This window comes from Belnapia moabensis DSM 16746 (genome assembly GCF_000745835.1).
Lineage (GTDB): Bacteria > Pseudomonadota > Alphaproteobacteria > Acetobacterales > Acetobacteraceae > Belnapia > Belnapia moabensis.
In genome coordinates this window covers 18,474-31,608 of the sequence record NZ_JQKB01000026.1, presented here as the reverse complement: position 1 = coordinate 31,608, position 13,135 = coordinate 18,474, and the positions used below count along the sequence as shown (strand labels likewise).

Below are 13,135 nucleotides of genomic sequence, written 5' to 3'. Positions count from 1 at the left end.
GTCCGGGCGTCTTTGCCCGGCAGCTTTAGACGCGTGGTGGCGCCCCGCCAAGGCCAGCCGTTGAAGACCCGGGCCGGGGGGCCTATTCCTCGCTTGCCATGTCAACACACGTCGCCCCCTTCCCGCAGGTCGACCACCAGCGCGCCCTCTTCCCCGAGGGGCTGGCGCTGGATTGCGGCATGGCGATCGCGCCGCTCGCCGTCGCCTACCGGACCTACGGGCGGCTGAACGCGGCGCGGAGCAATGCCATCCTCGTCTGCCATGCGCTGACCGGCGACCAGTACCTGGCGGAGCCGCAGCCGCTGACGGGGAAGCCGGGCTGGTGGCAGACCATCGTCGGGCCGGGGCGGCCGCTCGATACCGACCGCTACTTCCTCATCTGCGCCAATGTGCTCGGCGGCTGCATGGGCTCGACCGGGCCGCGCGACGAGATGACGGATGCGGAGGGGCGGCCGATGGGGCGGCCCTGGGGGACGGATTTCCCCAATGTCACCATCCGCGACATGGTGCGGGCGCAGAAGAAGCTGACGGACCACTTAGGGATCGAGCGGCTGCTGGCGGTGGTCGGCGGCTCGATGGGCGGGATGCAGGTGCTGGAATGGGCGGCGACCTTCCCCGATGCGGTCTATGCGGCGGCGCCGATCGCCACGGCCGCCTATCATAGCGCGCAGAACATCGCCTTCCACGAGGTCGGGCGGACGGCGGTGCATGCCGACCCGGACTGGCGCGGCGGGCGGTACTGGGAGGAGGGGCTGGTGCCTGCCAAGGGCCTCTCCGTCGCGCGGATGGTGGCGCATATCACCTACCTTTCCGAGCAGGCGTTGACGCGGAAATTCGGGCGCCGGCTGCGGGGGGCGAGCGCGCTCACCTTCCTCGAGGATGTGTTCGAGGTGGAGAGCTACCTGCGGCACCAGGGCAGCACCTTCGTCCGCCGCTTCGACGCCAACAGCTACCTGACCATCACCCGGGCGATGGACTACTTCGACATGGCGGCGGAGCATGGCGGGGATTTGTCGGCGGCCTTCCGGGGGACGCGGACGCGGTTCTTCGTCGCCTCCTTCTCCTCGGACTGGCTGTTCCCGACCACCGAGAGCCGCGCCATCGTCCGGGCGCTGAACGCGGCGGCGGCGAATGTCAGCTTCGTCGAGATCGCCTCCGACAAGGGGCACGACGCCTTCCTGCTGGAGGAGCCGGACTTTCACCGGGCGCTGGGCGGGTTCCTGGCGGGGTGTGCGGATCGGCTCGGCGTCTAGGCCTCGTCCGGCAGCTCGATCTCCAGCATCGCCGAGGCCAGGCACTTGCCATGGGCGTCGAGGGCGAGGGAGCGGGTGACGCCACCGCCCAACGCGCCCTCCATCACGAAATTCAGGGCGCCGATTCCGGGCAGGGCATAGCGCCGGACCTCGCCATGGACGATGCCGCTGAAATGAGCGCGGACGCGCTCCGGCGTCAGCAGGCGCTCGAGGCGGGCATAGTCCTCGGCGCGGTAGGCGATGACGCCGATGGAGGAGGTGTCGCCCTTGTCGCCGGCGCGGGCATGGGCGAGGTCGCGGAGCAGCATCGTCAGGCCTCCAGCCAATGGAGCGCGGGGCGGGCCATGGCGGCAGGCACCAGGCAGGAGCGCATGCCGATGACCTCGCGGACCGAGGTCGTCACGCCGCCGCCGCTGGCGGGGCCGTTGAGGTAGAGGCTGTCGACCTCATGGCCGATGCGCTCGGCCGCCGCGGCGCTGGCGCAGCGGCCGATGACGCGGAGGCGGACCTCGCGGGGCTCGGCGGGCGCGGAGCCGGCGCCGATGATGGCGTCGAGGCCGATGAGGTCGAGGCGGAGGTCCTCGGCCTCCAGGCCGATCAGGCGGAGGCGCTCGCGCACCACCGCCCGGGCCAGCTCGCCGCGGGCCAGCGCGCCCGGGCCGGCATAGGAGATCTGGCCCTCGCCGAACCAGCCCTCATGGCAGCCGACGGAGACCTTCAGCATCCCCGTCCGCGCGGTGCCGGTGCCGCCGGTGATGCGGACGGCGTCCTCGCCGGCCGGGTCCAGGCGGACGCCGGTGAAGTCGGCGGCCACGTCGGGTTGCAGGTAGCGGGCGGGGTCGTGCACCTCGTAGAGCAGCTGCTCCTTGCAGGTGGCGGGCGTCACGCGGCCGCCGCTGCCGGGGACCTTGGTGAGGAGCGCGTCGCCGTCTTCCGTCACCTCGGCCAACGGGAAGCCGAGGCGGGCGAGGTCGGGTACGTCCTTGAAGCCTGGGTCGGCGAAGTAGCCGCCGGTCACCTGGCCGGCGCATTCCAGCAGATGGCCCACCACCGTGCCGCGGCCGAGGCGGGGCCAGTCCTCCAGCGACCAGCCGAACTCCCGGATCATCGGGGCGAGGAACATGGCGGGGTCGGCGACGCGGCCAGTGACGACGACCTCGGCGCCGCCGGCTAGCGCCTCGGCGATCGGGGCGGCGCCGAGATAGGCATTGGCCGAGACCAGCCGGTTGCCGAGGCCGGCCACGGTGCCGCCCTCATCGAGCGGAGTCTCGGTGCCGCGGAGGGCATCGGCCACGTCGTCGCCGGTGAGCGCCGCGACCTTGAGGCCGGCGAGGCCGAGGCCGCGCGCCACCTCGGCCACCTTGCGGGCGGCGGCGAGCGGGTTGGCGGCGCCCATGTTGGTGACGATGCGGATGCCCTGGCGGCGGCAGGCGGGCAGTACGGCCTGCATCCGGGCGGCGAGGAGCTTGTCGTAGCCCGCCTCCGGGTCGCGCTGTCGGGCGAGCTGGGCGAGGGCGATGGTGCGCTCCGCCAGGCATTCGAAGACGAGGTAGTGGAGGCCGCCCTGCTCGGCCAGTTCCACGGCGGGGTCGATGCGGTCGCCGGAGAAGCCGGCCCCGGCACCGATGCGGATGCTGCGCGTCATGGCCTCAGTCCGGCTTGATCTGGGCGGTCTGCACCACCTCTCGCCACTTGGCGATGTCGGCCTCCAGCCAGGGGCGGAATTCGGCGGGCGGCATGCCGACGGGCTCCAGCCCCTGCTCGATGAGGCGCGGCCGCAGCTCGGCATCACCGAGCGCCGTGGCGAGGGCGGCATGGATGCGCTCCGTCACCGGCGCCGGCAGGCGGGCGGGGGCGAAGAGGCCATGCCAGGCGGCGACGTCGAAGGGGGCGACGCCCTGCTCCTCCACCGTCGGCACCTCCGGCGTCCAGGGCAGGCGGCGGTTGGAGGTGGTGGCGAGAGCCTTCAGCCGCCCGTCGCGCACCAGCGGCAGCACCGCCGTCACCTGGTAGATGGTCATCGCCACCTGACCGGCCATGATGTCGCTCAGCGCCTGCGGGGCGTTGCGGTAGGGGACATGCTCCAGCGCCGCGCCGGTCTTCAGCTTCAGCAGCTCGCCGGCGAGGTGGGAGGAGGTGCCGTTGCCGGCCGAGGCGTAGGAGGCGCCGCCGCGTTGGGTTTTCGTCCAGGCGAGGAACTCCTGGAGGTTGCTGGCCGGGACGTGGTTGCCGACGACGAGCAGGTTCGGCGCGGTGGTCACCAGCGAGATCGGGGTAAAGTCGCGCAGCACGTCATAGGGCAGGCGCGGCATCAGCGAGGCATTCACCGAATGCGAGGCGATGCTGCCCATGCAGAGGCTGTAGCCGTCCGGCGCCGACTTGGCGATGGCGTCGGAGCCGACGATGCCGCCGGCGCTCGCCCGGTTCTCGACGACAAGGCTCTGGCCCAATTCCTGGCCCATGCGCGGCGTGACCAGCCGGGTCATGATGTCGGTGCTGGTGCCCGGGGCGAAGGGCACGACGACACGGATCGGCCGGTCCGGCCAGCCCGCCTGGGCGGCGGCGGGGCGGATCAGGGCGGGGGCGGCGAGCAGCCCGGCACCGGCGAGGAACAGGCGGCGGCGCGGCAGGGGTTGCAAGGCAGGTCCTCCGTTCTCGTGCGGGCGGAGGTAAGCCTGTCCGGCCGCACCGGGCAATGCCCGGCGCGGGCCAGTTTCAATTCGATAACGGTTCGGTCAAAACCGTGCCGAGGGGCCGAGATCGATCTCGACGCGGCAAGGGTTCTTCGGGATAAAACAAAATCCGGCAATCATTGGCGGATAGAATAGGCCCGGTGATACACTCCGCCCTCCCGCGCGCGCACCCTGTCTGGGTGCATCTCGTCACCTTCGCGCTCTCGATCGTCGTTCCGTTGTGGTGCCTGCTCGGACTCGTTGCCTGGACCTCGGTGCAGCAGGCCCGGCGCGAGAACCAGCAGCAGACGATGCTCGTCGCGCGCAACCTGGCCCTCGAGCTGGACCGAGAGCTGGCCGGCTTCGGCGGCATCCTGCACGCCCTGGCGACCTCGCCGGCGCTGCAGGACGGCGACCTCCGTCGGTTCCACGAGCAGGCGGCGCGGGTGGTGCCGGCGGGCGGGGCGATCGTGCTGCGGGACCGGTCGGGACAGCAGCTGATCAACACCCTCTTCCCCTTTGGAACGCCCCTGCCGGTCAGCACCGCCCCGGCCGTCCTGGAGGCGGATGCCTGCGTGTTCCGGACACGGGCCAATTGCGTCTCCGACCTCTACACCGGCACCACGGACCGCCAGCCCTATGTGCTGCTCGACGCGCCGGTCTTCCGCGAGGGCGAGGTGGTGTTCGCCCTGAACATCGCGGTCCGGGCGCGGCACATGGCGTCGCTGCTGGAGGCGCACCGGCTGCCGCCCGGCTGGGGGGTTTCCATCCTCGACCGCCGCGACCGGATCGTCGCGCGCATGCCGGACCATGACCGCTACGTCGGAAACTTGGCCAGTGCCTCGCTCCGCGAGAACGCGACTGAGGACGAGGGCAGTGTCCGCAGCCTGAACGTCGCCGGGGTGCCGGTCTGGGGCGCCTATGTCCGGCTGCCGGCCTGGGGATGGCGCGTGGCCCTCGGCGTACCGGAAGAGGCGCTCGACGCGCCGCTGCGGCGATCGGCGCTCTGGCTCGGCCTGGTGGGGCTGCTGGCGGTCGGGGCGTCGGTGGCGGCGGCGCTGCTCTATGTCCGCCGCCTTGCCCGCCCGATCCGGGCGCTCGGCCGCGCCGCCGCCGAGGTGGGCGCCGCGCGCGCGGTGGGCCCGACGACGATCTGCGAGCTCGACCAGGTCGCCGTGTCGCTGGCATCCGGCGAGGAAAGGCTGCGCCTGGCCCAGGAGGCGGGCCGCATCGGCACCTGGGAGGTGGTGGACCTGACCGCCGGGCGAGCGGTGGTGAGCGTGTCGCAGGTCCGGCTCTACGGCATGCCGGCCGAGGCGGCGCCGCACGGCTTCGGCTGGGATGCCTGGCTCGCCCGCATCCATCCCGACGACCGGGCGCGTGTCGAGGCGACGGTGCATGCCGCGATCACCTCGGGGGCTGCCTATGACGACGAGTTCCGCATCCTCCGGGCGGATACGGGCGAGGAGCGGTGGATTCGTGCGCATGGGCGCTGGTCGGCGGGTGGCGGCCAAGGCACTGCGCGCTTCGTCGGGGTCAATATCGACGTGACCGAAGCCAAATGCGTCGAGGCCGCGCTCGCGGCCAGCGAGGCGGAGTTCCGCGCCATCTTCGAGAATTCAGTGGTCGGCAAGGCGCAGGCGGAGCTGGCCACGCTGCGCTTCCTCCGGGTCAACCGCTCCCTCTGCGAGATCGTGGGATACGAGGAGGCCGAGCTGCTCGGGGGAATGACCTACCTCGATATCATGCACCCGGCGGACCGCGCCGCCAAGGAGGCGGAGTTCCGCGAGGCGATGGCCGAAGGGCAGCCCTACCGCACGGAGAGCCGGCTGCTGCACAAGGATGGCGGCCTGCGCTGGGTGATCCTTTCCGCGGTGCTGCTGCCCCGTGCGCCGCTGCGGGGGGCGACGATGATCGCCACGATGCAGGACATCACCGAGCGAAGGCTGGCGGAGGAGCGCCAGACGCTGCTGGCGCGCGAGGTGGACCACCGGGCGAAGAACGCGCTCGCGGTGGTGCAGGCGGCGCTGCGGCTGACGCCGAAGACCGAAGCACGGACCTTCGCCAAGGTGATCGAGGGCCGCGTCGGCGCGCTGGCCCGCGCGCAGACGTTGCTCGCCGAGGGGAAGTGGAGCGGTGCGCAGCTGCGCACGCTGATCGAGGGGGAACTCGCGGGCTTCGTCGGCAACGATGAGGGTGGCGCGCAGCCCCGGGCGCAGCTGGACGGGCCGCCCCTGCTGGTCGCCACCGAGGCCGCGCAGCCGCTCGCCATGGCGCTGCACGAGCTTGCCACCAATGCGACCAAGTATGGCGCGCTGTCGGTGCCGGGTGGGCTGGTGACGGTCGCCTGGACGGCGGACGAGGCGGCGGGGATGCTGCTGCTGGACTGGACCGAGACGGGCGGCCCGCCGGTGCCGGGCTCGCCGATGCGGCGCGGCTTCGGTTCGCGCGTGCTTGCATCGACGCTGCAGCAGCTCGGCGGCGAGGTCGCCCTGGACTGGCGCCCGGACGGCCTGGCCTGCCGGCTGCGGGCGCCGCTGTCCCGGGCCATCGCGGAACGGCAGGCCCGCCTGCTGCCGCAGGAGGCGGCGGTCCCCGGCTGAGGACCGCCGCGCGGGTCAGGCAATGGCGGGGCGCCGGGCGGCGAGGCGGGCGCCGTCCAGCGCCCAGGCGCCGGCGCCGAGCCCGGCCTGGACCAGCAGCGTCACCGTCCAGAAGGCCGGGTACTCCCAGCCGCCGCCGGGGGCGCTGAACACCCAGCCATTGCCGGTGTGCTGCAGCATCGCGCCGAGCATGAGCGGCACGAGGGCGAGGCTCACCCAGCGGGTGGCGAGGCCGGCGATCAGCGCCAGGCCGCCCAGGATCTCGGCGGCGATGACGACGGCGCCGAGCGCGGCCGGGTAGCCGATGCTGGCGAAGTAGCCCATCGTCCCCGCGAGGCCGAAGGTGCCGAGCTTCAGCACGGCGCCATGGGCGAGGAACATGACGCCCTGGGCGATGCGCAGCAGGGCGGTGGCATAGGGGGTTGTGGCGGAGGTTTCGGGCATCGGTCTGTCTCCAAAAAGGGATGTGCGATGCCGGGAAGGTGCCGCGCCGCCGCCCCTGCTTCCAACGCAGGGATGGAACGTCCATCATCACGCCGGTGAATGATACGGGGCGTGAATGGCCGGTCTCGGCAGCCTGGACCTCAACCTGCTGCGCGTCTTCGATGCCGTCGCGCGCGAGCGGCACGTCACCCGCGCGGCGGAGCGGCTGAACCTCTCCCAGCCGGCGGTCTCCAATGCGTTGGCGCGGCTGCGGCATGCGCTGGGGGATGAGCTGTTCCTCCGCCGTCCGGGCGGGGTGGAGCCGACGGCGCTCGCCCTCAGCCTGGCCGGGCCGGTGGCGGATGCGCTCGACCGGATCGGCGAGGCGATCTCGGCCCAGGCGCCCTTCGACCCGGCGACGACGGAGCGCATCTTTCCGCTGGCCTTCAGCGAGTATGCCGAAGCCGTGCTGGCGCCGCCGCTGCTCGCCCGCATGGCGGAGGAGGCGCCGCATGCGCTCCTCGCCATCAGCCATGCCGACCGGACGAATTGGGAGGCGCTGCTGGAGGGCGATGTCGCCATCATGGCGGTCGGCGTGCTGCCGGAGCCGCCGGCGCTCTACACCCGGCTGCGGCTGCTGCCGGAGGGGTTCTGCACGCTGATGCGGGCGGACCATCCGCTGGCCGAGGGGGAACTGACGGTCGAGCGCTTCACCAGCGTGCCGCATCTGCTGCATTCGCCGAACGGGTCGCGCAGCGGGGCGATCGACGACATGCTGGCGGAGATCGGCCACAAGCGGCGGCTCGGCGCGGTGGTCGCGCATCTCTCGGCGGTGCCGGACATCCTGCTGCGGACGGAGATGATCATGACGCTCTCCTCCCGCCTTGCGGTGCGGTTGGCGGAGACGCATGGGCTGGCGCTGCGCGATCCGCCGGTGGCGCCGCGGCATACGCGGCTGTCGCTGCTCTTCCATCGCCGCTTCGAGGCGGATGCGGGGCATGCCTGGATGCGGCGGCTGGTGCTGGCGGTGGCGCGGGGGGTGGAGCCGCCGAGCGGGTTGCAGACCGGGCCGGAGCTGATGGAGTGATGGGGCCCTTCGACTATGTCGTCGTCGGCGGCGGCAGCGCGGGGTGCGTGCTGGCGGCGCGGCTGAGCGAGGACGGGCGGGCGAGCGTCGCGCTGGTCGAGGCCGGGGGGCGGGACCGGCACCCCTATATCCATATCCCCGCCGGCTATGCGCGCATCCTCGGGCATCCGCGCCTGACCTGGGGGTATCGGACGGAGCCCGATCCGGGCACCGCCAGCCGCGCCCTCGACTATCCGCGCGGGCGGGTCTGGGGCGGCTCCTCCTCGATCAACGGGCTGGGGCATGTGCGGGGGCACCCGTCGGACTACGACCTCTGGGCGCAGAAGGGATGCACGGGCTGGGGGTGGGATGACCTGCTGCCCTATTTTCAGAAGCACGAGGCCTATGCGGGCGGGGGCGAGGGGCGGGGCACCGAAGGGCCGCAGAGGGTGGAGGCGCTGGCCGACCGCCCTCCCCTGCTCGACCACCTGGCTGAGGCGGCGCGGGCCATCGGCCTGCCGGTGCAGCCGGACATGAACGGGCCGGTGCGGGAGGGTTTTTCCGAATTTCAGCAGACCAGGCGGGGGCGGCGGCGCATCTCGGCGGCGCGGGCCTATCTGCATCCGGCGCTCGGCAGGCCGAATCTGACGGTGATCGATGAGGCGATGGCGCTGCGGGTCGTCGTCAAGGAAGGAAGGGCGACGGGGGTTGCCATCCGCCGGGGCGGGGTGGAGCAGGTGGTGGAGGCGCGGCGGGAGGTTATCCTTTCAGCCGGGGCGATCGGCTCGCCGCAGTTGCTGATGCTCTCGGGGATGGGGCCTGGGGAGGCGTTGCAGGGTCTCGGCATCCCCGTGCTGCGGGACATGCCGGGGGTCGGGGCCAATCTGCAGGACCATTACATCGTCCGGCTCGGCTACCGGCTGGCCTCACATCGCTGGTCGGCCAACCGGCGCATCCATGGCTGGCGGCTGCCGGTCGAGGCGATGCGCTGGGCACTCAACGGGACGGGCGTGCTGACCTGGTCGCCGGGGATGTTCTCGCTCTTCGCCCGCACGGCGGCGGGGCTGGAGGCGCCCGACATTCAGATCAACGGGGGGCCGCTCTCCTGGGCGGAGGTGCCGGGCGAGGGGCGATGGCCGGGGCTGGCGATCGGCACGCCCGAAAGCGCGCCGGGGATGACGATCGGCGTTTGGCAATGCCGGCCGGAGAGCCGGGGTAGCGTCAACCTTGCCTCTCCCGATCCGGCCGTGGCGCCGCGCATCGCCCCGCGCTACCTGGCGACGGAGGGCGACCGGGCCTGCGTGCTGCGCGGGCTGCGCCTGGCGCGACGGTGGATGGCGGCAGCGCCGCTGGCGGGCATCGTCGCGGGCGAGTCGCGGCCGGGGCCGGTGGCGGAGAGCGATGCCGACCTGCTCGACTTCGCTCGCGCCACGGGCGGCACCGTCTATCACCCATGTGGGACGGTGCGGATGGGGGCAGACCCGGACGCGCCGCTCGATGCGGCGCTGCGGCTGCGAGGCGTCGAGGGGCTGCGGGTGGTGGATGCCTCGGTCTTTCCGGACATCCCGGTCTGCAACATCAACGCGACGGTGCTGTCCGTCGCGGAGAAGGCGGCGGACCTGATCCGGTAGCCTCAGTTGGCGCCGGGGTCGTCCAGGACCTCGATCGAATTGGTCGTGGTGCGGCCCAGCTCGGCGTTGCGGTGCTGCTGCCAGAGGCTGCGGAGGCGCGCATAGGCGTCGAGCGAGCCGTTGCGGACCTCGTCCAGCGTCTCGATGTTCTGCTCGCGGGTGTCGAGCCCTTCCACCGCGCCGCGGCCGAGATTGGCGCCGAGCGGGATGAAGTAGCTGAGCGGATTCATGAAGCCGTTGACGACGGAGCCGGTCAGCTCGCGTGGGTTGGAGGGGCCGACGATGGGCACCATCAGGTAAGGCCCGTCCGGCAGGCCCCAGGTGTAGAGGGTCTGGCCGAAATCCCGCTCCAGCCGCGGCGGGCCGCCGAACTGGGCGAGGTCGAACATGCCCCCGAGCCCGGCCGTGCTGTTGAAGACGAAGCGCAGCACGGTCTGCGCCGATTCCAGCGGCCGGCCTTGCAACAGGCTGTTGGCGGCGACGGCCGGTTCGTTCAGGTTGCTCAGCACGTTGCGGATGCGGGTGCGGGTCCAGCCGCCGACGGAATTGCGGTAGAAGACCGCGGCCGGGCGGATGGCCGCGTCATCCACGGCGAAGTTGAAGTCGAGGACGCGGCGGTTGGTCGCCTCGTAGGGGTCGGTCGGGTCGGTCGGCGCCGTCACCGTCACCGGCAGGGCCGTGCCGGTGATGTCGGTCGCGGTGCGGCCGCTGGAGGCGACGACCTGCCGCCCGTCCCCCTGTTGGGCGCAGGCGGCGAGGAGCAGGACGAGGAGGGGAGCTATTCGGCGCATCGGACCAACCGGCAGGGGGAAGGCGACGCTAACGCAAAGCGCGAGCGCGCGGCACCCCGCATCGCGGCACCCCGCGCGTGCTTGATCTGCTCCTCGCTATCCCGGCGCTGGCTGGAGCGGTGACGGCGGTGATGGGGGCGCGTGCCGTCCACCGGCTCGGCCGCATTGCGCCGCCGGCGGGGCCGGCCCTGCCTGCCAGCATCCTGAAGCCGCTGCATGGGGCGGAGCCGGGGCTGCGGGAGAACCTGCTTTCGACGCTCGACCAGGAGCATGCGGCGCCTTTCGAGGTGCTTTTTGCCGTGCCCCAGGATGCCGATGGGGCGGGGCCGGTGGCGGAGGCGGCCATGGCGGACCGGCCGGATGTTCCGGCCCGGCTGGTGGTCGATCCGCGCATCCATGGGCCGAACCGCAAGGTCTCGCAGCTCGTCAACCTGGCCGAGCGGGCCGAGCACCCGGTGCTGGTGGTCGCCGATGCCGATATGCGGGTGCCGCCGCATTGGCTGACGGCGGTGACGGCGCCGCTGGCGGACCCTTCGGTCGGGCTCGTCACCTGCCTCTACCAAGGGGCGCCGGCGGAGCCGGGGCTGTGGTCGCGGCTGGGGGCGCTCGGGATCGACTGGCAGTTCCTGCCGAATGCGGCGCTCGGCGAGGCGATGGGGCGGGCGAATGGCTGCTATGGAGCGACCATGGCGCTCAGGGCGGAGACGCTGGAGCGGATCGGCGGCTTCCGGGCGCTGGCCGGGTTGCTGGCGGATGACCATGCGCTTGGGGCGGCGGTGCGGCGGCTCGGGCTGCGGGTGGTGGTGGCGCCGGTGCTGCCCTTGCATGTCCAGGCAGAGGCGAGCCTCCCTGCCCTCTTCGGCCACGAATTGCGCTGGGCGCGGACGCTGCGGCTGCTCGACCCACGCGGCTATTGGGGGATGGGGCTGACCTATCCGCTGGTGCCGGGGCTGCTGGCCGCATTGCTGGCGCCGCGGGGGCTGGCGGTGCTGGGGGTGGCGCTGGCGGCGCGGCTTGGGCTGGCCCTCACGGTGGATGGGGTGCTGGGGCGACCCTGGCGCATGGCGCGGCTGGCACTTCTGCCACTGCGCGACGTGATCTCCTTCGCTATATGGGGGGTTGGGCTTGCCCGCGGCACGGTGACGTGGCAGGGCCAGCGATATCGGATGGACCGCGAAGGCCGCATGGCCGAGGCGCGGGTTGGGGATTGATTCCGGCGATGATGCGTACCCTGTTCCTCCAGGCTCCCTCTTTCGACGGTTTCGATGGCGGCGCCGGCTCGCGCTACCAGGCGCGGCGCGAGATCAAGAGCTTCTGGTTCCCGACCTGGCTCGCCCAGCCGGCCGCGCTGGTCGAGGGCTCGAAGCTGGTCGATGCGCCGCCGCACCGGCAGAGCCTGGCCGACGTGGCGCCGATGGCGCGCGACCACGACATGGTCGTGCTGCACACCTCGACGCCCTCCTTCAGCTCCGACGTGAAGGTGGCGGAGCGGCTGAAGGCCGAGAACCCGAACCTCAAGGTCGGGCTGATCGGCGCCAAGGTGGCCGTGCAGGCCGAGGAGAGCCTGCGCGATGCGCCGGTGGTAGATTTCGTCGCTCGCAACGAGTTCGACTTCACCGTGAAGGAAGTCGCCGAGGGGCGCGACTGGGGCTCGATCAAGGGCCTGTCCTGGCGCAACGGGCAGGGCGTGCTGGTCCACAATGCCGACCGGCCGGTGCTGGAGGACATGGACAGCCTCCCCTTCGTCTCGCCGATCTACAAGCGCGACCTCGACTACAAGAAGTACTTCATCGGCTACCTGAAGCACCCCTATGTCTCGATCTACACGGGCCGGGGCTGCAAGAGCCGCTGCACCTTCTGCCTCTGGCCGCAGACGGTGGGCGGGCATCGCTACCGGACGCGCAGCGTCGGCAACGTCATCGAGGAGATCCGGTATATCCGGGACAATTTCCCGGGGCTGAAGGAGATCTTCTTCGACGACGACACCTTCACCGACGACCTGCCCCGCGCCGAGGCGATCGCGCGCGAGATGGGCAAGCTCGGCGTCACCTGGTCCTGCAACGCCAAGGCCAATGTGCCGCGCGAGACGCTGAAGGTGCTGAAGGATGGCGGGCTGCGCCTGCTGCTGGTCGGCTACGAGAGCGGCAACCAGCAGATTCTGCACAACATCAAGAAGGGCATGCGGATCGACGTCGCCAAGCGGTTCACCAAGGATTGCCATGAGCTCGGCATCATGATCCACGGCACCTTCATCCTCGGCCTGCCGGGCGAGACGACGGAGACCATCCGCGAGACCATCCAGTTCGCCATCGAGACCAACCCGCACACGCTGCAGGTCTCGCTGGCGGCGCCTTATCCGGGGACGTTCCTGTTCGACCAGGCGCAGAAGGAGGGCTGGCTCGACACGGCGCATACGGAATACGTCGATGCGCATGGCGTGCAGATCGCGCCGCTGGCCTATCCGCATCTCAGCCATACCGAGATCTTCAACGGCGTCGAGGAATTCTACCGGAAGTTCTATTTCCGGGCGCCGAAGATCGCCTCGATCTGCGGCGAGATGATCCGCGACCGGCAGATGCTGGTGCGGCGGCTGCGCGAGGGGGTGGAGTTCTTCCACTTCCTGCGCGAGCGGAAGACGGCGGGGGAGCAGCAGGCCGCCTGACTGGAACGCCCAGGGCCCCTGGCCCGGGGATCGT

Annotated in this window: 11 protein-coding genes; 6 read left to right on the top strand and 5 right to left on the bottom strand. The window is 71.7% G+C overall.

Annotation, left to right across the window (positions count from 1 at the left end):
* Positions 1-98 precede the first annotated feature (98 nt).
* Complete coding sequence (metX, locus tag EP26_RS17010) at positions 99-1,253, top strand: homoserine O-acetyltransferase MetX (protein WP_043340251.1); 1,155 nt, start codon at positions 99-101, stop codon at positions 1,251-1,253.
* Here metX and EP26_RS17005 read toward each other — a convergent pair.
* The 3 genes from EP26_RS17005 to EP26_RS16995 are packed head-to-tail and all read right to left on the bottom strand — an operon-like array spanning position 1,250 to position 3,892.
* Positions 1,250-1,561, bottom strand: coding sequence for an AtuA-related protein (locus EP26_RS17005; protein ID WP_043340250.1), 312 nt, complete (start codon positions 1,559-1,561; stop codon positions 1,250-1,252). The two genes, metX and EP26_RS17005, sit on opposite strands and share 4 nt — an antisense overlap.
* Positions 1,562-1,563: 2 nt before the next feature.
* A complete protein-coding gene (locus tag EP26_RS17000) occupies positions 1,564-2,898 on the bottom strand; it encodes an acyclic terpene utilization AtuA family protein (RefSeq protein WP_043340248.1) in 1,335 nt (444 codons plus the stop codon).
* A gap of 4 nt (positions 2,899-2,902) precedes the next feature.
* Entirely contained in the window at positions 2,903-3,892 is a 990-nt protein-coding gene (locus EP26_RS16995) for a Bug family tripartite tricarboxylate transporter substrate binding protein (protein WP_043340247.1), read from the bottom strand.
* Positions 3,893-4,086: 194 nt separating this feature from the next.
* Between EP26_RS16995 and EP26_RS38160 the strand changes: the two genes are divergently transcribed.
* Positions 4,087-6,528, top strand: coding sequence for a sensor histidine kinase (locus tag EP26_RS38160; RefSeq protein WP_157033595.1), 2,442 nt, complete (start codon positions 4,087-4,089; stop codon positions 6,526-6,528).
* Between the two features lie 15 nt (positions 6,529-6,543).
* On the opposite strand, the gene EP26_RS16985 is transcribed toward EP26_RS38160, so the two are convergent.
* Positions 6,544-6,972 (bottom strand): DoxX family protein, encoded by a 429-nt coding sequence (locus tag EP26_RS16985; RefSeq protein WP_043340245.1) that lies wholly within the window; start codon positions 6,970-6,972, stop codon positions 6,544-6,546.
* 115 nt (positions 6,973-7,087) lie between these two features.
* Between EP26_RS16985 and EP26_RS16980 the strand changes: the two genes are divergently transcribed.
* Together EP26_RS16980 and EP26_RS16975 are read left to right on the top strand one after the other, a co-directional pair.
* Complete coding sequence (locus EP26_RS16980; protein WP_043340244.1) at positions 7,088-8,038, top strand: LysR family transcriptional regulator; 951 nt, start codon at positions 7,088-7,090, stop codon at positions 8,036-8,038.
* A complete protein-coding gene (locus EP26_RS16975; RefSeq protein WP_043340243.1) occupies positions 8,038-9,648 on the top strand; it encodes a GMC family oxidoreductase in 1,611 nt (536 codons plus the stop codon). The genes EP26_RS16980 and EP26_RS16975 overlap by 1 nt, the downstream gene beginning before the upstream one ends.
* Before the next feature lie 2 nt (positions 9,649-9,650).
* On the opposite strand, the gene EP26_RS16970 is transcribed toward EP26_RS16975, so the two are convergent.
* Positions 9,651-10,439, bottom strand: a complete 789-nt coding sequence (locus EP26_RS16970; RefSeq protein ID WP_052389300.1) for an MlaA family lipoprotein — start codon at positions 10,437-10,439, stop codon at positions 9,651-9,653.
* 77 nt (positions 10,440-10,516) lie between these two features.
* Between EP26_RS16970 and hpnI the strand changes: the two genes are divergently transcribed.
* Both hpnI and hpnJ read left to right on the top strand, forming a co-directional pair.
* On the top strand, positions 10,517-11,650 hold the full coding sequence (gene hpnI / locus EP26_RS16965; RefSeq protein ID WP_043340241.1) for a bacteriohopanetetrol glucosamine biosynthesis glycosyltransferase HpnI: 1,134 nt from the start codon (positions 10,517-10,519) through the stop codon (positions 11,648-11,650).
* Positions 11,651-11,658: 8 nt separating this feature from the next.
* Positions 11,659-13,101, top strand: a complete 1,443-nt coding sequence (hpnJ, locus tag EP26_RS16960; RefSeq protein ID WP_211259460.1) for a hopanoid biosynthesis associated radical SAM protein HpnJ — start codon at positions 11,659-11,661, stop codon at positions 13,099-13,101.
* Positions 13,102-13,135: the final 34 nt, after the last annotated feature.